Consider the following 19,628-nt stretch of genomic DNA (forward strand, 5'->3'; position numbering starts at 1 on the left):
CATAAATGAGTGCAAGAGCAAATTTTGATCACAATTTAAAAGAGTTAAAAGAAATGCTATTAACGATGGCCCATAAATCGGAATTGCAAATTAAAGAAGCGATGATTGCCCTTTTAAATCAAGATATGGATAAGGCGAAGAAGGTCATTGACGGAGATAATGAAATCGATGATTTGGATGATGATATTAACAATAAGGCCTTATTATTAATTGCTAGGGAATCACCTGTAGCGACTGATCTGCGGAAAATAAGTGTGGCATTAAGAGTTTCGTCCGAAGTAGAGCGGCTGGCAGATATTGCTGTAAATATTGCCAAATCTGCCCTCCATATCGGAAATCAAGAGTATTTTAAAGAAATGATTGATATACCCAAAATGATGGAGATAGCCTTAGAAATGGTTTCTGAATCCATCACTGCCTATTATTCCGAAGATATTGAAATGGCTAAAAAATGCGCGAAAAAAGATGATGAAGTGGACAAAATGTTTGGAGACTTGGTACACGAGCTATTGAGCTATATCCCACAGAATCCGAACGCTACAAACCAGATTATCCAATTAGCATTTGTATGTAGATTTATTGAAAGAATCGCCGACCATTCAACGAATATTGCAGAAAATGTAATATATCTGGTAACTGGAAAACGGGTTAATTTAAATGCTTAATGTGTAGAATAGTAAACCTTCCAAAGATGAGGCCAATCATGAGGCTTCATCTTTTTTCTATTTCATGGGAAATAGTGTCGAAATAATTGGTGTTTTCATTATTGAAGGGTGTTGATTTATGTAGAAAGATGAATCTGTCTTAATGAGTAAAAAAAATTCACGCCCATGAAGTAGCTAGCTGTTTGAACTTGCAGGATACGACAATTTGTGTTTATTGTCTGCTTTCCATTCTAATGGTACGATTAAATTATCAATTATTATGAATAGTTTAGATATTTGGTGCATATATTGATTGTTTGCAGATTGGAGGAAGAAAATGATTGAATCTATTGCTTCACCGGATTTATTGCCACTGAAAGGCGAGCTGAAGGCAAAGCTTGTTACACCAAGGAAGATCATCCTTTTCTGGGATATTTCCGAATTACCAATTAAGATTACTGAATTATTTTTTAACCGAAAATTTGAAGATCTTATTCAAGTTGTAAGAATATTTGATGTAACTGATCTATACTTCAATGGTAAAAATGCCCACTATTATCACGAGATACCTGTTCCTTATGGAAAAGGACATTGGTTTATTAAAGGATTAACGGAAAATCGCAGCTTTATTGCTGAAATAGGGGTTTATATTACAGGAACCGAATTTTTCCCTCTTTATCGCTCTAATTGTATTCATACACCATCACCGGAAATACCAAACGGGCATGTGTCCCAACAGGATTTCTTGCAATTTAAGCGTTATGAAGAACAGCCCCCCAAATGGATGGATCAGGTAAGTACATATAGCTATTACCTGAACCCAAACAGTTTGGAGGAAAAAAATGAATAGCAGAATTCCCAAAAAGGTTGACTCAGATGATAAACCACAAAAAAATTGGCAATTAACCATTTTGATGCTTTGTTGGGAGTTTCCGCCAAATATTGTTGGAGGTCTTTCACGGCATGTATTCGGATTATCCACGCATTTGGCAATGTTGGGCCACGAAGTCCACGTGTTAACTGCTAGGAATAACGAGCTTCCATCTTTTGAACGGATGAATGGTGTGAATGTTCATCGGGTAAAACCAATTAATGAATGGGATGATCATTTCCTCTCATGGATTGCTGGACTTAATTTAGCCATGTCCTTCAAGGCTGAGCAACTTTCAAAAGAGGTAAAGTTTAATCTCATTCATGCACACGATTGGCTAGTCGGTGCAGCCTCTATTACCTTAAAGGAGTTCATGAAAGTTCCATTATTAACAACTATTCACGCCACAGAGCATGGGAGAAATAATGGTATTCATACAGAAATGCAGCAATTTATTCATGAAAAGGAAAAACAGTTAATCCTAGAGTCTGATCAACTTATTGTTTGCAGTGAGTATATGAAGGAAGGGCTTGTCTCCATTTTTAATGCGAAGAATGAAAAAATCAGCGTTATACCGAATGGAATAGAACCCTTAAACGCAGAAAGAAATGTTGGAGATATATTTCCTGAACTGAAGCGAAAAAAGTACATTTTTTCAATAGGAAGAATTGTTCAGGAAAAGGGGTTTGAAACGATTATTGAAGCAGCAGCATGTGCCAAAGAAATGAATGTAAATTGTTTATTTGTTATTGCAGGGAAAGGCCCATTACTCGAAGCCTATCAGAAGCAAATCATTGCGAGGAAATTAGATCAATACGTCATTTTTATTGGTTATATTACCGATGAACAGCGAAATGCTCTTATTGAAGGAAGTGCGATGGCAGTCATACCAAGTCTTTACGAACCATTTGGCATTGTTGCTTTGGAAACGATGATCCTTGGGAAACCAACAATCGTCGCCAATACTGGAGGTATGAAGGGAATTGTAAAGCATTTACAAACGGGAATGCTGATGGTTCCCGGCGATGCCAAAAGTCTGCTAAAACAAATTGAATTCTTACTAAATGATCCAGTGAAAGCAGAAGAAATTGGTGAAAAGGGAAGGCAAATTGTTAAAAGTTTGTACGGCTGGAAACGAATTGCTTCAGAAACAAGCAGAAGAATGGAAGATACAATAGTAAGTAATAGAATTAATGAAAATGAGCAAAACGCAACACCAAATAATTTGTAAATAGGTGTAAGTGATGATAAATATAACGGAACAACAAAAAAATAAACAAACTACTAATCCACAATTGCCAATTGAGAAGCTTCAATTCGTTCCAGGGATTTGGGTAAATGGCAAATACCTTTGGCTGCAAAACTGTACAGAAAAGGTTATTTACGATGAAGAATTAATCATGAAAGTAAAGCAGGAACAAATTCACTCTAAGATTCGTTTTTCTAGTGTTTATGTAAGTAATCATGGTAATCAGCCGAAAGAGATAAAAATTTTAGCGATGAATCATTTTTTAAATGTCGGACAAGACCATTTTACATTTGTTTCCCCAACAGATCGTCACATTTTTCATCATGCAAATAAAAAGGTTTTTCTCGTAAATGCACAATATAATCATTCGGGGATAAAAGAATACACAACCATGCCACTGTGGAAAGCTTACACTGATCAAATCTGGAGTTCACTTCAAAAGGGAAACTTAAAATATCAGCCAATGATGAAAGGATCTGCGGCTAGTATTTTTGCCATAAAGACAACGATTGCGCCTCACGAAACTAGTAAAATGACTACTTGGACGATTTCTGGTTCAAATAAAAATGAATTGATTTCAATTGAACAAGCACTTTTAAAAAACACACTAGCATTTCCTTTTAAAAAATGATATTATAGAAAAGTCGTATGCACGAACTAGCTTAATCGTTTGGAGGGAAATTGACATGCGTGTAAATATTACGTTAGCTTGCACTGAGTGTGGAGATCGTAACTATATTTCAACAAAAAATAAACGTAACAACCCAGATCGTCTTGAGCTTAAGAAATATTGCCCAAGAGATAAAAAATCAACACCACATCGTGAAACAAAATAAGCAGTGGGGCTTCCTACTGCTTTTTTTGTTGTTAAAAAGTAAGGAGGCACCAAAAGATGAATGATAAAAATACTTTCCGAAATCAAGTTAAGGAGTCTCTCACAGGGCTGACTAAACCCCTTTACGAAGATTTCTCATATAAAATTGCAGGCAGACTTTTTCAAGACGAAGACTTTAAAAAAGCAACCGTTATCGGGATTACCGTCTCGAAGCAGCCCGAAGTCGATACATACCAAATTATCAGGAAGGCATGGGAGCTGGGAAAACAAGTCGCAGTACCAAAATGTCATCCGAAAGAAAGAAAATTATCGTTCAGAACCTTAACGGAATTTTCTCAGCTTGAATCCGTCTACTATGGGTTACTTGAGCCAATCGAAGCATTGACCACCGAAGTTACCGCCAATCAGATTGATCTTTTAATTGTTCCAGGGCTGGCTTATACAATAGAAGGGTATCGCTTAGGTTTTGGCGGTGGTTATTATGATCGGTACTTACCAGGTTTCGCTGGTAAAACTCTCTCGCTAGCCTTTGATAATCAAATGATCCCTAATTTCCCGGTGGAAGACCATGATATTCCAGTTTCGAAGATCATAACCAATCGTGAAACCATTAAAATATTATGATAGACATTTTAATCTTTATTGGCATCTTCATAACTGGAATTGTTGGCTATCTCCATAAATCCTTAACCAAATCGGGTGCATGGACAGCAATAGTAGTTGGAGCGGCTGTTTATGTTGGATTTGGATTAAAGGGACTCATTTTACTTGGTACCTTCTTTGCCACCTCAAATTATTGGTCAAAATATAAAAGTTCAGTGAAACAACCTATCGAAGAAAAATTAGCAAAAGGGGCGACAAGGGATTGGCGCCAAGTGATCGCTAATGGGGGAGCAGCCGGACTTTTCAGCATCATCCATTATTTTGACCATGATCCTATCTGGCAAATTGGGTTTGCCGTTAGTCTTGCTAGTGCTAATTCGGATACGTGGGCATCAGAAATTGGCAGTTTGAGCCGGAAAAATCCGATTTACATACGTACATTTAAGCGAGTTGAAAAAGGGACATCTGGTGCCATTAGCTCATTAGGAAGTGCTGCTGCCCTTGCAGGGACATTCCTAATTTCCATTATCAGTTTTTGGCTGTTCGATTTAGACAGTAGATTAACATTCCTCGTTTTTCTATTTGGTTATATTGGTAATGTCATTGATACGATAATGGGTGCCTATTACCAACAAATGTATGTTTGTCAGCGTTGCGGCATTGAGACAGAAAAAAGGCGCCATTGTCAGCTGCCAACAACTAGAATAAAAGGATTTACCTTAGTGGATAATGATATGGTGAATTTTCTGTCAGGCTTTCTAGCTGCAATTGCAGCGATTGGAATGACTCTAGTTATAAAATAAGCAGCTAATGGAGGTATTGTCATGTTAAAACGTGTGAATAGAGTTGCCCTTATTGGTACAGGCTTTGTTGGTTCCAGCTATGCGTTTGCCCTTTTAAATCAGGGCATTACAGAGGAGCTTGTTTTAATAGACTTAAATAAAGAAAAGGCGGAAGGCGATGCCATGGATTTGAATCATGGCTTACCATTCGCACCGTCACGGACGAAAATTTGGTACGGCGATTATAAGGAATGCGGTGAGGCTGATCTCGTTGTCATCACCGCGGGTGCAAATCAAAAACCTGGTGAGACACGTCTTGATTTAGTTGAAAAAAATACGAAGATATTTAAAGGGATTGTCGAAGAAATAATGGCCAGCGGTTTTGATGGAATTTTCTTAGTTGCCACTAATCCCGTTGACATATTAACCTATGCCGTTTGGAAGTTTTCCGGTCTTCCTAAGGAGCGGGTAATCGGCTCGGGTACAATTTTAGATACGGCAAGGTTTCGCTTTTTACTGGGAGATTATTTTGATGTGGATACCCGTAATGTTCATGCCTATATTATTGGGGAACATGGTGATACAGAGCTTCCTGTTTGGAGCCATGCCGATATCGCAGGGACATCCATTTCTGAATGGACAAATAATAAAGATGGTTTTAATCAAGAGGATTTGGATCAACTCTTTTTAAATGTCCGCGATGCGGCCTACCATATTATTGAGCGGAAAGGTGCCACTTATTATGGTATCGCTATGGGACTTGTCAGGTTGACAAAGGCCATCCTTGAAAATGAAAATTCTGTTTTAACCGTATCTGCCTATTTAGATGGAGAATACGGGCAAAAGGATATTTATATCGGTGTACCCGCTGTAGTCAACCGAAGAGGAGTTAGACAAATCGTGGAGCTTGATTTAAATGAGGAAGAGAAGGCAAAATTCAAGAACTCCGTTCAAGTTTTAAAGAAAACAATGGAGCCTGTGTTTAAACATTTCTAATATAATGCGGCGGGTTTCTTGCCATTCGGATCTTTTTTATAGTTTGGATAAAATAACTGCCACTATCACAAACTATTAGCAGGAGGGATTAATGATGTCTCGAATGCTAACATCGATTTTTATGATTGGCTCAATCGGTTATTTTGCTTACCGTTTCCGCTTTCGAATTATTAACGTCCTGCTTGGTTCAAGCTGGATGCGCCGGCTTGCAGTTGGATCGATGATGAGTTTACCCGGTGTGAAAAATAAAATGATGCAATCTGTTTTTGGAAGACCGTCTGAATGGTGAAAACCACAGATGGTTTTTTTGTTTAATAAATATCCACAATTAAGGTCGTTTTAGTAATCTAAACCATCATCCTTCGTTTATAATAAAAGGAACACGTCAAAAATGAATATAGTTTGAGGATGTCTAAATATCTGTAGGTACTTTTATGTTAGGAAGTAGGGGAGAAATGAGCAATAGAGAGAGTTACATCTTTTGGAGGCTGGCCTACTCTTTCATCTCTGAGCATGGTTATCGAATAATTCAATTGTTTGAAAATCAAAAAGAACTATGGCTTGAAAAGGTTGAGAATAAGCAGGCACCTATTATTCGCATGCTGCGCCATGATTTAGATTGGAGTAATGCGATGCAGCGGGATATTGAATATACAGCTGCCAATGGGGAAAGAGTCCGAAAGCAAATTGGTCGATCAGAATTAAATGTAGTCAATATATATATCAGCCAATTTCCACCTGTTGATGAATATCAATATCGAATCGCAAATCCGTTTGTTTATCCGGAAGGAAATAAAACAACCGTCAGCTCGATTCTATTTGCAAAAGGGGAATTCGATACGGGATTTGGGCGAATCTCCGAAAGGTTGGGGAAAGAGATTTACTTTTCCTTTGCAGAAGACTATTCTGAACAAGACGTAGAAGCCATAAAGAAAGAATCCTTGGATTTTGCGAATAAGAAAGTGAAAACGGAAAGGGCCATTCTTTCCAATGGGAAACCCTTCTTTACTTATGTGTTTATCGCTATACAGGCCATTGTCTTTTTCTGGCTTGAATTTCACGGCGGGAGCACCAATACATCGACACTGATTAAATACGGGGCAAAGGTCAACCAATTAATTTTAGGAGGAGAATGGTGGAGATTTATCACACCAATTTTCTTGCATATCGGCTTTGTCCATTTGGCAATGAATACACTTGCCCTATATTTTCTCGGTACAACAGTCGAAAAGATCTTTGGCAGCGTGCGTTTTCTTTTAATTTATTTATTCGCTGGTGTCATGGGTGTAATTGCCAGTTTTATCTTTAGTTCTACTTTATCAGCTGGAGCAAGTGGTGCCATTTACGGCTGTTTCGGTGCGTTACTGTATTTTGGTGTAATCTATCCAAAATTATTTTCCCGAACAATGGGAATGAACTTGATCATTGTCCTTGGAATAAACCTTGTTTTTAGTTTCTCGGCATCAGGAATTGATGTTGCAGGCCATCTTGGTGGCTTGGCTGGTGGCTTCCTTGCAGCTGGTATTGTCCATTTTCCAAAAAAGAAAAAGCTGGGATGGCAATTACTCTTTTCTTTTGCTTCTGCAGCAATTGTCTGGGGAGCAATCACATATGGTTATAGCCCATCGGCCAAATCCAATGATGAAAATGCACATTTACTGATGGCACAAGAATATATAAAACAGGACAATTATGATCAAGCCTACAAAGTTTTGAAGGAATCTGAAGAGAAAGTAGATAAATTGTCGGAGAAAACCTATTTTCTTCTTTCCTTTGTGGAAATAAAGAAGGAAATGCTTGCTGATGCAAAGGGACATTTGCAAAAGGCGATTCAACTTGACCCTGAATTCGATGAAGCCTACTATAATCTTGCTTTGATTAATTTGGAGCAAAATGATATAAAGCAGGCTAAAGTGAATGCTGATAAGGCCGCAAAACTTGAACCGAAACAGAAACAATATTCAGATTTAGTACGTGAAATTGATCAACATCTTCAATCAATAGGAGAAGGGTAGAATCAGCCAGAATGAAAACAATTTATGAAATTCAACAATTTTTAAAGCAGTTTGGGACGATAATTTATGTGGGTGACCGTGTCGGCGACCTTGAACTGATGGAGTCAGAATTAAAGGAGTTGTATCAAGCGCAGTTGATCGAAACACGGGAATTTCAAACGGCACTTTTAATTTTACGGCACGAAATCCAACTACAAAGAGAAAAAAGTAAACAAAGATAGGTGAATATACATGGCGGATCAATGGATAGCTGGTGTCGATCTAGGAGGCACAACTACTAAAATAGCTTTTATTACGGCTGATGGCGAAATTGAACATAAGTGGGAAATACCTACAGATAATACAGATGAAGGTAAAAACATTACCCAAAATATTGCAAACGCACTTGCAGAAAAACTGGCCCAGCTTGGCGAGACAAATGACAGGTTGGCCGGAATTGGCATGGGTGCACCTGGTCCGATGGATTATGAAAGAGGAGTTATTTTGAACGCGGTGAATTTAGGGTGGAAGGATAACTTTCCGCTGCAAGAGAGCCTTGAGGCTGCCACCTCCCTCCCTGCTGCGATTGAGAATGATGCAAACTGTGCAGCACTGGGTGAAATGTGGAAAGGTGCAGGGAATGGTGCTAAGGATCTTGTCTGTGTTACATTAGGGACTGGTGTTGGCGGTGGAGTAATCGCAAATGGCAATATCGTGCAAGGAATAAACGGTGCAGCAGGAGAAATAGGACATATTACCGCTGTCCCAAGTGGCGGGGCACCTTGTAATTGCGGTAGGAAGGGCTGCCTTGAAACGATTGCGTCTGCCACTGGAATCGTTCGATTAGCCATGGCAGAACTAAATAAACATGAAACGTCTGGAGAATTAAGCAAATTGCTCTCGCTAAATGGGAAAATCACCGCAAAAGAGGTTTTTGATACCGCTAGAAATGGTGATCCATTAGCCAGAAACGTATTGGATGAGGTTTCCTTCCATTTAGGTTTTGTTTTAGGGAGTATAGCTAATACGCTAAATCCAGAAAAAATTGTTTTAGGCGGCGGCGTCTCCAAAGCAGGAGCTATTTTACTTGACGCGGTAAATGAAAGCTTTGCTAAATTTGCTTTTTCAGCAGTAAGGGATTCCACGCAGTTAGCCCTGGCTACATTAGGAAATGATGCGGGTGTCCTTGGTGCTGCTTGGCTTATTAAGAATAAATTAAATCAAAAATAAAAAAGGCCCGCTCAAACGCGGGTCTTAATCATTTTTTTCCTATTCCTTCATATGATTCCTTATGATGGGGGGAGAAATAAAATGGAAGTTGTTGTACGATCAGGGGATACACTATCCTATTACAGCCATTTGTATAAGCTGCCACTAGATCTCATTGTTGATTCCAACCCAAAGGTTAAACCTAACGACTTGAAACCGGGGGAAACAATCTATTTGCCTGAAAGAATGCCGACTCCGCTTATAACTGGAATATCTTCTTGTGATTATAAAAGACTTGTTAAAATAATCAATGACTTCAAACGGGTTTATCCATTTATTACTGTTAATACGATCGGTACCAGTGTTTTAGGTAATCCGATTCATGAAATCAGGATTGGAACAGGGGCAAAAAAAATACATATGAATGCCTCATTTCATGCAAATGAATGGATTACCACCATGGTATTGATGTGCTTGGTTAATCAGTACTTACTGGCTTTAACAAATGGGGCTTTAATGAAAGGAAGCACGGCTCTCAATCTTTATCAAGAGGTTGAATTATCCATTGTTCCGATGGTTAATCCTGACGGGGTAGATCTCGTTCTAAACGGCCCCCCTTCTCATTTAAAAGAAGAAATCATACGGATTAATGAGGGGAGCGATGATTTCGTTCATTGGAAAGCCAATATTAATGGAATCGATTTGAATAACCAATTCCCGGCTAACTGGGACATTTGCAAGCAAAACAAACAGCCAAAGGCACCTGCACCGAGGGACTTCCCAGGCAGTGCACCGTTAACGGAGCCTGAGGCAGCTGCAATGGCTGAGTTGGTGAGAAAGAATTCATTTGATTGTGTTTTAGCCTTTCACACCCAAGGGAAGGAGTTTTATTGGGGCTATGAAGGACATGAACCTCCTGAATCCGAAAAGCTCGCGAAGGAATTTGAGAAAGTAAGCGGATACCAAGCCATTCAGTATGTCAACAGCCATGCCGGATTTAAAGATTGGTTTATCCAAGAGTTTAAGCGTCCTGGTTTTACACTTGAATTAGGTAAGGGGATCAATCCGCTTCCTCTGTCACAATTTTTGGAGATTCTTAAAAGTGCAGAAGGAATCTTCCTAGCTGCCCTTAAATATTAACGATATGACTTTTTACCTATATATTTTAATATATTTGAAATATTGAAACATTTCTGTAAACAAAACGTACTAACATATAAAGAGGAAATTTTTAAGGGAGGGATTTTTTTAAATTGAACCAGCTTAAACAAGCTAATTGTATCTTTTTTATACTTATCTTAATTTTATTGACCCTCCTATTGGGTGCATGCGTGAATAATGTGCAGCCTAAACAAAAAATTCCTGCAAAAAGTGAAAAACCTAAAGCGCCTGTCTCAACTGCAGGCGATGAATGGAAGACCCCAATTGCCGTTCCTAAGGATGCAGGGGAATTTTACAAGACCGCTGGATGGCTTTCTGAGACTGAGGTTGTTTATATTACGAATCTTGAACAAACCTCAAGTGTCTTTCAATATAATCTTTTTACCGGTAAAAGTGAATTAATCTATGAGAGCAAGAATCCAATTGTCAATGTGCAGATTAGTCCCTCAAAGAAATATCTTTTGGTTCATTCCTCGCCATCATCATATGAAGGGCTAGTCACCATCATCGATTCAAAAGGGAAAGAACAAATTCAGAAATCCTTTCCATCCTATGAATTAGTATTTGAATGGAATCCGTATAATGAATCTGAGATTTTGGTTTCAAATTTTGCTGAGGATTGGAGTTATCAGCTATTTTTATTGGATATGAAAAAGGCTATAACCGCCGAGGTCTTCTTACCCCAGCCTTTTATTAAATGGATGAATGGAAAAGAGTTTGGCTTTTTAGATTGGGATCAGGAAAATCTATCATTAACTGCTCCTCTTATCGTGAAAGAATCAGAAAATGGGAGCGAAAAAACAGTGACTCAATCAGCAATCCAATTTTCAACATTTCATGACCTGCTCATGACTGTCACTGTAAATGAGCACGACCAGACGATGGCGGACTATTCTTTTTTTGACAAAGAATTGAAAAAGTTTTTCGTCTTTTCAATCCCCCAGCTTACAAATTATTCTGATTGGTTAGTTCCATTTTATGACTATAATGAGCAGAGGAGACAATTTATCACTTTTAAACCGCTAACAAGTGGTGAAATGGATACTTACTCTGATGGCTTTCAACTGGAAAGCTATGATTTAAAAGGGAAAAGCAGTAAACTGATTACGGAAGGGTTGGATAATGAACCAATCAATTTTTCGCCGTCTGGTGAAGCCCTTCTGTACGGCTACCAATTTGAGAAAATAATTGATCTTAATTCAAAAAAAATATTTGAGCTCATAAAAAAATAAAAAAGACTGTCAAAAGTGACAGTCTTTTTTAATGCGTTCCAGTAGGAAATCCAGAATTAATTATTGTCATGACGGTAAACCAGCCAAAAACAAAGAAGGAAGCTACTCCCCAAAATGCACCTAAGAAGTTTTTGTTCTTTAGTGCACTAAATCCACCGTAAGCAGCAAGAACGGTTACGATTGCAAAAATAATAACTAAACCCATGATTAATCCCCCTTTTTAGCATAAGCAGGCAAGAAGCCTAACATGTTCAAAAATATTATGTAACTATATTATATACATTCCAATCCTATTTTATATTCTTTTATTGGTTTTGTCGAGGGCAAAAATAGTGTAATATCAGATCAGTCATTTCCCTGTCCTCATGTAATAAGGTAAAATAAACCTATCGACATTGCATTGGAGGAACCTTTTTATGAAATGGCAGCAAATTCCCTTAGGGGCATTGCAAACAAATTGTTATCTTGTTGAAAATCCCGACCGAACCTGTTTAATTTTTGATCCAGGCGGTGAAGGAAATAAATTGATTCATTTATTGCAGGATAGAAAATTAAAGCCAATTGCTATCATTTTAACGCATGCCCATTTTGATCATATTGGTGCAGTCAATGTGGTAAGAGAGGCTTATAAAATTCCTGTTTATATTCATAAACAGGAAGAAAAGTGGCTGGGTGATCCTGCATTAAATGGCTCACAGTTGTTTATGCATGTAGAACCTATCCGTGCAAATCCTGCCGATCACATTATCAAAAACGAAGGAACAATGAAAATTGGTGATTTCGAATTTGACGTTTTTCATACACCAGGACATTCGCCTGGCAGTGTTTCCTGTTATTTTGCGAAGGATGGGTTTGTCATCTCGGGTGATGCCCTATTTCAGGGCAGTATCGGCCGAACAGACCTTCCGGGAGGTAATCATGATCAATTATTAAAAAGCATTCATGACAAGCTGTTAACATTGCCTGAAGAAACCTATGTCTTATCGGGTCATGGTGCCGTGACAACGATTGGAGAGGAAATGGATAGCAATCCATTTTTGAATGGTTTTTAAGGAATTAAAGAAAAACCCTTCTCACCGAAGAGAAGGGTTTTTCTGGGGGATGTTCTTTTTTCATATAATGGGAGGGGATATTGTTAAGCTACTATCCTAACAATATAATAAAGTTAACACTATGTCAATAGTGTTAACTAAAAAGGAGTAACGATGATTACATATTTACAGAACTTAATTTCAACTTCTCCAACGGGATTTATCACTTATGCGGATTATATTGGTGCAGCCCTTTATCATCCTGAATTTGGCTATTATATGAAGGATAAACAGAAAATTGGCCGCCAAGGTGATTTCATTACGACTAGCAATATTTCTGATGTTTATGGCAGTCTGGTAGCAAAATGGTTTTCCCACATCTGTCAAACTACAAACTTGCCAGAGGTATTTTGCGAAATTGGGGCAGGAAATGGCCGCTTTGCAAAGGCATTTTTGCAGGAGTGGAATGATTCAATTAAAACCTCATTACAATATATTATTGTGGAAAGCAGTCCATATCATCGGAAATTACAGCAGGAAATGCTGCTGCCCGAACATTCTGTTGTTCAAGTCGGAAGTCTAAGTGAATTAGGATATGCTGAAGGGATGATTTTCTCAAATGAACTTTTTGATGCCCTTCCAGTACATGTGATTGAAAAAATAGACGGGAAACTTTTTGAAGTAATGGTAGGAGCACGAAATAATGAATTGTACGAGCAGAAAATTCCATTAGCAAATCCCGACATTCTTTCTTTTTTAGAGACAAGTAAATTGGACTTAAAAGAAAAGCAGCGGATTGAAATTCCGTTGGCGATGGAGAAAATGATTCAAGAAATCGCAACAGTGTTAACCAAGGGTCTAGTTGTGACGGCTGATTACGGCTACAAGAATGAAGAATGGATGGATCCCAGGCGGGCACAGGGGAGCTTAAGAGGATACTATCAACACACAATGATTCATGATGTCTTGCAGCACCCTGGGGATATGGATATTACAACGCATATTCATTTTGATGACCTGATTCAAAAAGGTGAGCAAGTAGGGTTATCATTGTTAACAAAGCTTAGACAGGATGAATTTTTATTAAAAGCAGGGATTTTAAAAGAATTAGAAGATCATTACGACCCAAATCCATTTTCTGAGGTAAGCAAGCGGAATCGTGCGATTCGAAGTTTAGTTATGCCTTCGGAAATCAGTTCTTATTTTCATATAATTGTTCAACAAAAAGGAATGGAAATGAGTGACAATATTATTTTCGCAAAATAAAAAAACCGGAGCATAAACTCCGGCTTTTTTATCAATGGCCTCCGCCAAGCGGCATCATGAATGTAGTCCAATAAGTGAATCCTGCGAAGAAAACTGTTAAATATGCTCCGAACACCCATAAGTACATACGCTCGGAAAGTTTAAGATAGCTTAACAGAACAAAGAATCCAGTTTGGGCTAAAAATAACATCGCTGTTTTATCCATATCACCTAAATAAAACATAACGGTAAAAATGCCCGTCCAGAAACCACAAACTCTGAACATGCGATCCATATGTATCCCTCCTTTTACCCCATCGATACCATCATTACAATATTATATAGGAAAAGGAGGTGTAATGTAAATAATGGTTTCGAATTAGTTTGTTACAAGTGCTTGATATGAGCAAGTATCACAACCGGAAATCATGTTTTCTTTTTCGATTAATTCAACGGTTTCGAAAAGTGCACCAAACATTCCCTTCAAAAATTCATGATGCATACTGCAAACTGCTTCGGTATGTTCTTCTGCGACCTCTTTAAAAGGGCAGTTGAAAATTTGAAAGTAGATTTTCGTTTTATCGCCATTTGCTTCAAATTCCGGGTAAAAGCCTGCTAATGTTGCGGCACTTTTTAGTATTGTTAGCTTTTGGTCAAATTCTAATTCCTCGCCAAGAGATCTTTTTGCCATTTCCTGCTCAATCATTTCCGCACCAAAACGTTTCCCGGTTAAGAAAAGTGCTTGTTTACCGACCTCTCCAAGGGAAATCATCGTTTGAATGGCCACTTTGGATAAAAGCATATAGTCACGGTAAGGGAAGTGGAGTTGAATGACATCGTCGGATAAACGATATAATCGGCTTGGGCGTCCACCTTTCCCTGTTTTTTTCGTTTCAGATACCAACATATTAACATCTTCTAACTTTGATAAATGCAGTCTAGCCACATTCGGATGAATATTAAAATTTTCTGCCACCTCTTGAACGGTTACTTCTTGATGGCGTTTAGTAATGTATTGATAAATGTAGTATCGTGTTGGATCTGACAAAACGTTAGTTATTTTTAATGTTTGTTCCATCACTGTTCACCTCTGACCCCCATAATTTATTCCATTATAATACAGCCATTATAACAAGGGAATGAGGTTAACCACTTTAACACTATAAGTTTAGAAAATGTTCACAATTACGGACTTTATATTGTAACAATATTATAAAAGCGGCGGTTTTTAAGTAAATGATTGCGGATGTCAACGCTGGATTTCTGGAAATATTGGGATAGAACGGTAAGTAAAAAAGTTTTGATAAAAATATAATTATTTTTGAAAAATAAAGAAGGAAAAGAAAGAAGCCTGTCGAAATATATCAAAGAAAAAATAAAAAGGTGGTGTTACCTATTGTTAGTGCAATTGAAATTTTAGCGAATCGGATCATCACAGATGCAGCACGGAACCAAGCAACAGATATTCACATTATACCTCGGAAGAATGACACACTTGTGCAAATCCGTTTAACCAACAAACTTATTCCCCGGCTATCACTTCCAAAAGATGAATGCGACAGATTAATCTCACATTTTAAATTTACAGCCAATATGGATATCGGAGAAAGAAGACGCCCGCAAAGCGGAGCCATTTTTTGTGAAGTAGACGGACAATTAATGGGCCTTAGACTTTCAACACTTCCATCAAACAACCGAGAGAGCCTTGTCATCAGGCTTTTACCCCAACAAGAACAGATTCCATTTCACCAACTCTCATTATTCCCGGGAATGACGCGAAAGTTACTAGCACTACTCAAACATGCACATGGTTTAATAATTTTTACCGGGCCGACCGGCAGCGGGAAAACCACTACCCTCTATTCTCTTCTAAATGAAACGGCCCACTTATTTCATCGCAATGTCATCACACTCGAAGATCCTATCGAAAAAAACTATGACTCTGTTTTGCAAGTCCAAGTGAATGAAAAAGCAGGCGTTACCTATGCAGCTGGTTTAAAGGCGATTCTTCGTCATGATCCGGATATCATCATGGTTGGTGAAATCAGGGATGCCGAAACCGCCAAAATAGCTGTTCGAGCGGCTCTCACCGGGCATTTGGTGCTTTCAACAATGCATACGAGAGATGCAAAGGGAGCAGTTTACCGTCTCCGTGAATTTGGCGTGAATTGGTTAGAGGTCGAGCAAACACTAATTGCTGTCACCGCACAAAGACTAGTTGAACTTACATGTCCATTTTGCGAGGGAGATTGCTCGCCGCTTTGCTATTCCTATGGAAGATGGAAAAGAGCGAGTGTCTTTGAATTGTTGTCGGGAAGAAATTTGAACTCAGCCATGAAGATGGCAAAAGGAGAAAATGTCGAAGCACATTACAAAACACTTAGAGAAGTGATTAACAAGGGGATTGCCCTTGGATACATTCAAGAGTCGGAATATGAACGGCTGGTGTACGACGATGAAGCCAAATAAATGGAATGTGAATGAACAGGCAAGTTTCTTGAAGAGAACGGGTGAATTACTGGCACGGGGATATCCAATTGCGGAAGCGATTGAGTCCATAGCATTACAACTACCCACCAAACGAAAGGAGGAATTATATGGTTGTTTAGTAGAGTTAAAAAAAGGCACTCCCTTTCATGAAATCTTAAACAATCTCAGGTTTAACAAAGACTTAATCGGCTATGTTTATTTTGCCGAGCAGCATGGAAGCTTTGCCGATGCTTTGTTAGAGGGAAGTGACCTCGCTCTTTTAAAGGATCATGATTTACAAAAGCTTCTAAAATTACTTCAATATCCGATGTTACTCATTTTTATTACAGGTGTACTATTTATTTTTATCGAAAACACATTGCTGCCAAGGTTTACAACGCTTTTTTCATCACTCGGTCTTGAAGCAAATTTTTTCACGAAGGTTATTTATGCTTTTGATCAATATTTCCCGATTGTCATCGGTGCAATGCTGACGTTTCTCTTCCTAGCGGCAATCTATTATTTTCTTGTATTTCGAAAACTCTCCATCCTTCAGCAAAGGTCTCAGCTTATACGCATCCCCATTGCCGGCAGGATCCTCAAATTGCTTTTTACTCACTACTTTTCCATTCAACTTAGCTTCTTATTATCCGGTGGGATTTCTGTCTCTGAGGCCCTATTACTTTTTGAAAAAAATCAAAGACAACCGTTTTACAGCAAAATAGCTGAAGAGATTAAAGTTAAGCTTGTTACTGGAGAAAAGTTGGAAACGATTTTAGCCGCCTTTTCATTTTTTGAAAAGGAATTTCCAATGATTGTTAAACATGGTCAGGATAATGGAAAATTAGAGCAGGAGTTGTTATTTTTCAGCAAACACTGTGTCACCAATATGGAGGAAATGATTGAAAAAAGTTTAAAAACCATTCAGCCGATTCTTTATTTGTTTATTGGATTTCTCGTTGTCTCTATGTATTTAGCGATTTTATTACCCATGTTCCATCTGCTTGATGGAATATAAGAAAATGGAGGATTAATAAAATGAAGAATAATGAAAAGGGTTTCACGCTCATAGAAATGATGATTGTTATGCTCGTCATTTCAGTTTTATTAATTATCACGATTCCAAACGTTGCCAAACACAATTCCAATATCAACAACAAAGGCTGTCAGGCATATGTAAAAATGGTACAAGCCCAGGTTCAAGCGTATCAAATGGATAAGAACAAGGTGCCAACACTTCAAGAACTAAAAGGAGAAAATTATTTAAGGGAAGAAGCTCAAGGTTGTCCGAATGGTGATACAGTTAAAATTGATTCTGATGGAAATGTCACAGCAGTTGCTAAAACAACTAATCCATAATGAACCAAAACCAAAAAGGCTTTACCTTAATTGAGTCTTTATTAGTTCTCTCAATCTTTATGATTATTTCCTCAATTACAGTATTCTCCTTAAAGCCACAGCACTCTGTGATTGAAGATGAGGCATTTTTAACTCAACTACAGGCAGACCTGCTTTATGCACAGCAATATGCTATTTCCCATCAACATGAGGTGTCCGTTGTTTTTATGCAAACTGAGTATCGATATTATATGCTTGTGCAATCTGGGATGCCGCCGATTATCGAGAGAAATTACTCAACAAATATCAATCTTAGAGAAGGTACCATCCCCTTATATTTCAAATTCCTTGGTGATGGAGATGTGAATAAGTTTGGTACCTTTTACATTTATACTGAAAAGAAGAGTTATCGATTAACCGTTTTGATTGGAAAGGGACGGTTTTATGTTAAGGAGCAATAAGGGATTCTTTTTGCTAGAACTGCTGCTATCGTTGTCGGCATTGTTAATGCTAAGCCTCTATTTACTGCCATTATTAATGGAGTCGAGAAACCAATCCCGACAAGTAGAAATAGAAAATTCGGCGCGAAAGCTAATGTATGAAGAACTGCAAGCAAAATTAGTCGATAGTCAAACGCGTAAAAATTATACAATCATTCGAAATAAGGTAGAATTCAAAATCATCTGGAACGACACGGAAGCAGAAGCGGCCGGTCAAAAGGTGGTGTGTGTGAAAGTTGAAAAAAGTGCATTCCTGTCAGAATACAAAATTTGCGGTGTCCTTGAATGATAATGCCTTTACCCTTATCGAAGTACTCATCGCATTTTCTATCTTTTCGACAATCATCTTTTTTATGGCACCTATTTTTCAAATAATCTTAAACACCAAGGCTAATGACAATAAATTGCAGGCAATGGAATGGGAGGTTTTCTGCAGTCAAATAAAAATTGAGATTCGGCTGGCCTCTAGCGTCAGTGTAGTCTCGGATCGCTTAATCCTTAATAAGGGCACTGAAACGGTTCAATATGAGAAGTACGGGACGAACCTTAGGAGACGCGTGAATTCAACTGGGCACGAAATTATCCTTCAAAACGTATCACAATTCTCCTTTTCGGTCATCAACAACACTGTTAAGGTTACTGTTACAGACAGCTGGGGAAAAGAATATAGTGTGACATGCTACCCATTCGTGAATTGGGGTGGAGGTACATGAAAATTAATGAACAAGGATTTACTTACCCACTTGTGTTGTGCATACTCATCCTTTTCCTGCTATTTTTCTCTATGCATATTGAACAATTACTGACTGAACGAAAAATGGCACACGAGACGGCAATTATCCTCCAGGAAGATTATTATATGCTTTCATCGGTAAAGAAAATCGAAGGGATGATGCAAACTAGTGGAACTATTCCCACAAAGGGAACCATAACCTATGTAAATGGCACCATGAACTTTCAAGCCGATCCTCCATCAGGGTATCTCCAAAGGGTTAATTTCTCGCTCAATCTAAAATCAGGTGAAGCGATCTTCGGACGTGGATTTTTTGATACCAGATCAAGAAAAATCGTCAAATGGGTAGAATGGAATTAAGTAGTTTGAAAATATAAAACATGGACATACTTTTAGTGTATTAAAAAGGCAGGTGTATCCATGAAAACAAATGATTACGTAAAATACATGACCCAAACCATCGTTAAATACGCCGACCAGCCGAAGGATGAACGCAAACGACTTCGAATAGAGAAAAAGCAAACAAGGGCCGATTTTTGGTATCGATGGTTTGGAATTCTCCCCTATATCCTTTATACAGAAATGAAGAAAAGACGGAAAATGTGAAGGGGATATTTCCCTTCACTCTAAAAAAATCCATTGCATTCAAATAACATTCACATGATGAAGGACATTTCTCCGGATTTTTTCCGAGTTTTGTCCTTCATTCGCATGATGAAGGACATTTCTCCGGATT

Annotated in this window: 27 protein-coding genes; 24 read left to right on the forward strand and 3 right to left on the reverse strand. The window is 38.2% G+C overall.

Annotated elements, in window-relative coordinates:
• Nucleotides 1-5 precede the first annotated feature (5 nt).
• From phoU to BABA_RS16410, 14 genes are all read left to right on the forward strand, one after another.
• Nucleotides 6-665 carry a phosphate signaling complex protein PhoU gene (gene phoU / locus BABA_RS16345; protein ID WP_007086322.1) on the forward strand — a complete coding sequence of 220 codons (660 nt, stop codon included), beginning with the start codon at nucleotides 6-8 and terminating at the stop codon, nucleotides 663-665.
• Between the two features lie 316 nt (nucleotides 666-981).
• Nucleotides 982-1,494, forward strand: a complete 513-nt coding sequence (locus tag BABA_RS16350) for a DUF4912 domain-containing protein (protein ID WP_007086323.1) — start codon at nucleotides 982-984, stop codon at nucleotides 1,492-1,494.
• The gene (locus BABA_RS16355; RefSeq protein WP_007086324.1) at nucleotides 1,487-2,746 is read left to right on the forward strand and encodes a glycosyltransferase family 4 protein; all 1,260 of its coding nucleotides are present in this window, start codon (nucleotides 1,487-1,489) and stop codon (nucleotides 2,744-2,746) included. Before BABA_RS16350 ends, BABA_RS16355 begins: the two co-directional genes overlap by 8 nt.
• A gap of 13 nt (nucleotides 2,747-2,759) precedes the next feature.
• Nucleotides 2,760-3,395 carry a hypothetical protein gene (locus BABA_RS16360; protein WP_007086325.1) on the forward strand — a complete coding sequence of 212 codons (636 nt, stop codon included), beginning with the start codon at nucleotides 2,760-2,762 and terminating at the stop codon, nucleotides 3,393-3,395.
• A gap of 55 nt (nucleotides 3,396-3,450) precedes the next feature.
• Nucleotides 3,451-3,600: a 50S ribosomal protein L33 gene (rpmG, locus tag BABA_RS16365; protein ID WP_007086326.1), complete on the forward strand. Its 150-nt coding sequence runs from the start codon at nucleotides 3,451-3,453 to the stop codon at nucleotides 3,598-3,600.
• Between the two features lie 56 nt (nucleotides 3,601-3,656).
• Complete coding sequence (locus BABA_RS16370; protein ID WP_007086327.1) at nucleotides 3,657-4,223, forward strand: 5-formyltetrahydrofolate cyclo-ligase; 567 nt, start codon at nucleotides 3,657-3,659, stop codon at nucleotides 4,221-4,223.
• Nucleotides 4,220-5,005 carry a DUF92 domain-containing protein gene (locus BABA_RS16375; protein WP_007086328.1) on the forward strand — a complete coding sequence of 262 codons (786 nt, stop codon included), beginning with the start codon at nucleotides 4,220-4,222 and terminating at the stop codon, nucleotides 5,003-5,005. The genes BABA_RS16370 and BABA_RS16375 overlap by 4 nt, the downstream gene beginning before the upstream one ends.
• 21 nt (nucleotides 5,006-5,026) lie before the next feature.
• The gene (locus tag BABA_RS16380) at nucleotides 5,027-5,980 is read left to right on the forward strand and encodes an L-lactate dehydrogenase (protein ID WP_007086329.1); all 954 of its coding nucleotides are present in this window, start codon (nucleotides 5,027-5,029) and stop codon (nucleotides 5,978-5,980) included.
• Between the two features lie 94 nt (nucleotides 5,981-6,074).
• Entirely contained in the window at nucleotides 6,075-6,269 is a 195-nt protein-coding gene (locus BABA_RS16385) for a hypothetical protein (RefSeq protein ID WP_007086330.1), read from the forward strand.
• Between the two features lie 166 nt (nucleotides 6,270-6,435).
• Nucleotides 6,436-7,995: a rhomboid family protein gene (locus BABA_RS16390; protein WP_007086331.1), complete on the forward strand. Its 1,560-nt coding sequence runs from the start codon at nucleotides 6,436-6,438 to the stop codon at nucleotides 7,993-7,995.
• Nucleotides 7,996-8,006: 11 nt separating this feature from the next.
• Nucleotides 8,007-8,216 (forward strand): YqgQ family protein, encoded by a 210-nt coding sequence (locus tag BABA_RS16395; RefSeq protein ID WP_007086332.1) that lies wholly within the window; start codon nucleotides 8,007-8,009, stop codon nucleotides 8,214-8,216.
• A 10-nt stretch (nucleotides 8,217-8,226) separates the two neighbouring features.
• Nucleotides 8,227-9,204, forward strand: coding sequence for an ROK family glucokinase (locus BABA_RS16400; RefSeq protein ID WP_007086333.1), 978 nt, complete (start codon nucleotides 8,227-8,229; stop codon nucleotides 9,202-9,204).
• An 81-nt stretch (nucleotides 9,205-9,285) separates the two neighbouring features.
• Nucleotides 9,286-10,323, forward strand: a complete 1,038-nt coding sequence (locus tag BABA_RS16405) for a M14 family metallopeptidase (protein WP_007086334.1) — start codon at nucleotides 9,286-9,288, stop codon at nucleotides 10,321-10,323.
• Between the two features lie 113 nt (nucleotides 10,324-10,436).
• Nucleotides 10,437-11,576: a YqgU-like beta propeller domain-containing protein gene (locus BABA_RS16410; protein WP_007086335.1), complete on the forward strand. Its 1,140-nt coding sequence runs from the start codon at nucleotides 10,437-10,439 to the stop codon at nucleotides 11,574-11,576.
• A gap of 28 nt (nucleotides 11,577-11,604) precedes the next feature.
• Here BABA_RS16410 and BABA_RS26655 read toward each other — a convergent pair whose 3' ends face one another.
• Nucleotides 11,605-11,781 carry a DUF2759 domain-containing protein gene (locus BABA_RS26655; protein WP_007086336.1) on the reverse strand — a complete coding sequence of 59 codons (177 nt, stop codon included), beginning with the start codon at nucleotides 11,779-11,781 and terminating at the stop codon, nucleotides 11,605-11,607.
• A 211-nt stretch (nucleotides 11,782-11,992) separates the two neighbouring features.
• On the opposite strand from BABA_RS26655, the gene BABA_RS16420 reads away from it, so the two are divergent.
• Both BABA_RS16420 and BABA_RS16425 read left to right on the forward strand, forming a co-directional pair.
• Nucleotides 11,993-12,628 (forward strand): MBL fold metallo-hydrolase, encoded by a 636-nt coding sequence (locus BABA_RS16420; RefSeq protein WP_007086337.1) that lies wholly within the window; start codon nucleotides 11,993-11,995, stop codon nucleotides 12,626-12,628.
• Between the two features lie 153 nt (nucleotides 12,629-12,781).
• Nucleotides 12,782-13,873 (forward strand): class I SAM-dependent methyltransferase, encoded by a 1,092-nt coding sequence (locus tag BABA_RS16425; RefSeq protein WP_007086338.1) that lies wholly within the window; start codon nucleotides 12,782-12,784, stop codon nucleotides 13,871-13,873.
• Nucleotides 13,874-13,904: 31 nt separating this feature from the next.
• Here BABA_RS16425 and BABA_RS16430 read toward each other — a convergent pair whose 3' ends face one another.
• The gene (locus tag BABA_RS16430; RefSeq protein WP_007086339.1) at nucleotides 13,905-14,147 is read right to left on the reverse strand and encodes a DUF2626 domain-containing protein; all 243 of its coding nucleotides are present in this window, start codon (nucleotides 14,145-14,147) and stop codon (nucleotides 13,905-13,907) included.
• Between the two features lie 84 nt (nucleotides 14,148-14,231).
• Nucleotides 14,232-14,930 (reverse strand): helix-turn-helix transcriptional regulator, encoded by a 699-nt coding sequence (locus BABA_RS16435; RefSeq protein WP_007086340.1) that lies wholly within the window; start codon nucleotides 14,928-14,930, stop codon nucleotides 14,232-14,234.
• A 305-nt stretch (nucleotides 14,931-15,235) separates the two neighbouring features.
• Between BABA_RS16435 and comGA the strand changes: the two genes are divergently transcribed.
• The 8 genes from comGA to BABA_RS16475 are packed head-to-tail and all read left to right on the forward strand — an operon-like array spanning nucleotide 15,236 to nucleotide 19,498.
• Nucleotides 15,236-16,321 (forward strand): competence type IV pilus ATPase ComGA, encoded by a 1,086-nt coding sequence (comGA, locus tag BABA_RS16440; RefSeq protein ID WP_007086341.1) that lies wholly within the window; start codon nucleotides 15,236-15,238, stop codon nucleotides 16,319-16,321.
• A complete protein-coding gene (gene comGB, locus BABA_RS16445) occupies nucleotides 16,308-17,339 on the forward strand; it encodes a competence type IV pilus assembly protein ComGB (RefSeq protein WP_007086342.1) in 1,032 nt (343 codons plus the stop codon). Before comGA ends, comGB begins: the two co-directional genes overlap by 14 nt.
• 20 nt (nucleotides 17,340-17,359) lie before the next feature.
• Nucleotides 17,360-17,680: a competence type IV pilus major pilin ComGC gene (gene comGC, locus BABA_RS16450; RefSeq protein ID WP_007086343.1), complete on the forward strand. Its 321-nt coding sequence runs from the start codon at nucleotides 17,360-17,362 to the stop codon at nucleotides 17,678-17,680.
• Nucleotides 17,680-18,120: a competence type IV pilus minor pilin ComGD gene (gene comGD, locus BABA_RS16455; RefSeq protein WP_007086344.1), complete on the forward strand. Its 441-nt coding sequence runs from the start codon at nucleotides 17,680-17,682 to the stop codon at nucleotides 18,118-18,120. Before comGC ends, comGD begins: the two co-directional genes overlap by 1 nt.
• Nucleotides 18,104-18,448: a competence type IV pilus minor pilin ComGE gene (gene comGE / locus BABA_RS16460; RefSeq protein ID WP_007086345.1), complete on the forward strand. Its 345-nt coding sequence runs from the start codon at nucleotides 18,104-18,106 to the stop codon at nucleotides 18,446-18,448. Before comGD ends, comGE begins: the two co-directional genes overlap by 17 nt.
• Complete coding sequence (gene comGF, locus BABA_RS16465) at nucleotides 18,405-18,872, forward strand: competence type IV pilus minor pilin ComGF (RefSeq protein WP_235749718.1); 468 nt, start codon at nucleotides 18,405-18,407, stop codon at nucleotides 18,870-18,872. Before comGE ends, comGF begins: the two co-directional genes overlap by 44 nt.
• Nucleotides 18,869-19,252, forward strand: a complete 384-nt coding sequence (comGG, locus tag BABA_RS16470; protein ID WP_007086347.1) for a competence type IV pilus minor pilin ComGG — start codon at nucleotides 18,869-18,871, stop codon at nucleotides 19,250-19,252. The genes comGF and comGG overlap by 4 nt, the downstream gene beginning before the upstream one ends.
• Nucleotides 19,253-19,312: 60 nt before the next feature.
• Complete coding sequence (locus BABA_RS16475) at nucleotides 19,313-19,498, forward strand: YqzE family protein (protein ID WP_007086348.1); 186 nt, start codon at nucleotides 19,313-19,315, stop codon at nucleotides 19,496-19,498.
• Nucleotides 19,499-19,628: the final 130 nt, after the last annotated feature.

Source organism: Neobacillus bataviensis LMG 21833 (assembly GCF_000307875.1).
GTDB classification, from domain to species: Bacteria; Bacillota; Bacilli; order Bacillales; family Cytobacillaceae; genus Neobacillus; species Neobacillus bataviensis.

What these genes read in the sequence shown, in the direction of transcription:
- BABA_RS16390 (WP_007086331.1), top strand. Translation starts at nt 6,436, where the DNA reads ATGAGCAATAGAGAGAGTTACATCTTTTGGAGGCTGGCCTACTCTTTC.
- BABA_RS16385 (WP_007086330.1), top strand. Translation starts at nt 6,075, where the DNA reads ATGTCTCGAATGCTAACATCGATTTTTATGATTGGCTCAATCGGTTAT.
- BABA_RS16380 (WP_007086329.1), top strand. Translation starts at nt 5,027, where the DNA reads ATGTTAAAACGTGTGAATAGAGTTGCCCTTATTGGTACAGGCTTTGTT.
- rpmG (WP_007086326.1), top strand. Translation starts at nt 3,451, where the DNA reads ATGCGTGTAAATATTACGTTAGCTTGCACTGAGTGTGGAGATCGTAAC.
- BABA_RS26655 (WP_007086336.1), bottom strand. Translation starts at nt 11,781, where the DNA reads ATGGGTTTAGTTATTATTTTTGCAATCGTAACCGTTCTTGCTGCTTAC.
- comGE (WP_007086345.1), top strand. Translation starts at nt 18,104, where the DNA reads ATGTTAAGGAGCAATAAGGGATTCTTTTTGCTAGAACTGCTGCTATCG.
- comGD (WP_007086344.1), top strand. Translation starts at nt 17,680, where the DNA reads ATGAACCAAAACCAAAAAGGCTTTACCTTAATTGAGTCTTTATTAGTT.
- BABA_RS16400 (WP_007086333.1), top strand. Translation starts at nt 8,227, where the DNA reads ATGGCGGATCAATGGATAGCTGGTGTCGATCTAGGAGGCACAACTACT.
- BABA_RS16475 (WP_007086348.1), top strand. Translation starts at nt 19,313, where the DNA reads ATGAAAACAAATGATTACGTAAAATACATGACCCAAACCATCGTTAAA.
- BABA_RS16360 (WP_007086325.1), top strand. Translation starts at nt 2,760, where the DNA reads ATGATAAATATAACGGAACAACAAAAAAATAAACAAACTACTAATCCA.
- BABA_RS16420 (WP_007086337.1), top strand. Translation starts at nt 11,993, where the DNA reads ATGAAATGGCAGCAAATTCCCTTAGGGGCATTGCAAACAAATTGTTAT.
- BABA_RS16350 (WP_007086323.1), top strand. Translation starts at nt 982, where the DNA reads ATGATTGAATCTATTGCTTCACCGGATTTATTGCCACTGAAAGGCGAG.
- BABA_RS16370 (WP_007086327.1), top strand. Translation starts at nt 3,657, where the DNA reads ATGAATGATAAAAATACTTTCCGAAATCAAGTTAAGGAGTCTCTCACA.
- BABA_RS16405 (WP_007086334.1), top strand. Translation starts at nt 9,286, where the DNA reads ATGGAAGTTGTTGTACGATCAGGGGATACACTATCCTATTACAGCCAT.
- BABA_RS16425 (WP_007086338.1), top strand. Translation starts at nt 12,782, where the DNA reads ATGATTACATATTTACAGAACTTAATTTCAACTTCTCCAACGGGATTT.
- BABA_RS16355 (WP_007086324.1), top strand. Translation starts at nt 1,487, where the DNA reads ATGAATAGCAGAATTCCCAAAAAGGTTGACTCAGATGATAAACCACAA.
- phoU (WP_007086322.1), top strand. Translation starts at nt 6, where the DNA reads ATGAGTGCAAGAGCAAATTTTGATCACAATTTAAAAGAGTTAAAAGAA.
- comGB (WP_007086342.1), top strand. Translation starts at nt 16,308, where the DNA reads ATGAAGCCAAATAAATGGAATGTGAATGAACAGGCAAGTTTCTTGAAG.
- BABA_RS16375 (WP_007086328.1), top strand. Translation starts at nt 4,220, where the DNA reads ATGATAGACATTTTAATCTTTATTGGCATCTTCATAACTGGAATTGTT.
- BABA_RS16395 (WP_007086332.1), top strand. Translation starts at nt 8,007, where the DNA reads ATGAAAACAATTTATGAAATTCAACAATTTTTAAAGCAGTTTGGGACG.
- comGC (WP_007086343.1), top strand. Translation starts at nt 17,360, where the DNA reads ATGAAGAATAATGAAAAGGGTTTCACGCTCATAGAAATGATGATTGTT.
- comGG (WP_007086347.1), top strand. Translation starts at nt 18,869, where the DNA reads ATGAAAATTAATGAACAAGGATTTACTTACCCACTTGTGTTGTGCATA.
- BABA_RS16430 (WP_007086339.1), bottom strand. Translation starts at nt 14,147, where the DNA reads ATGGATCGCATGTTCAGAGTTTGTGGTTTCTGGACGGGCATTTTTACC.
- BABA_RS16435 (WP_007086340.1), bottom strand. Translation starts at nt 14,930, where the DNA reads ATGGAACAAACATTAAAAATAACTAACGTTTTGTCAGATCCAACACGA.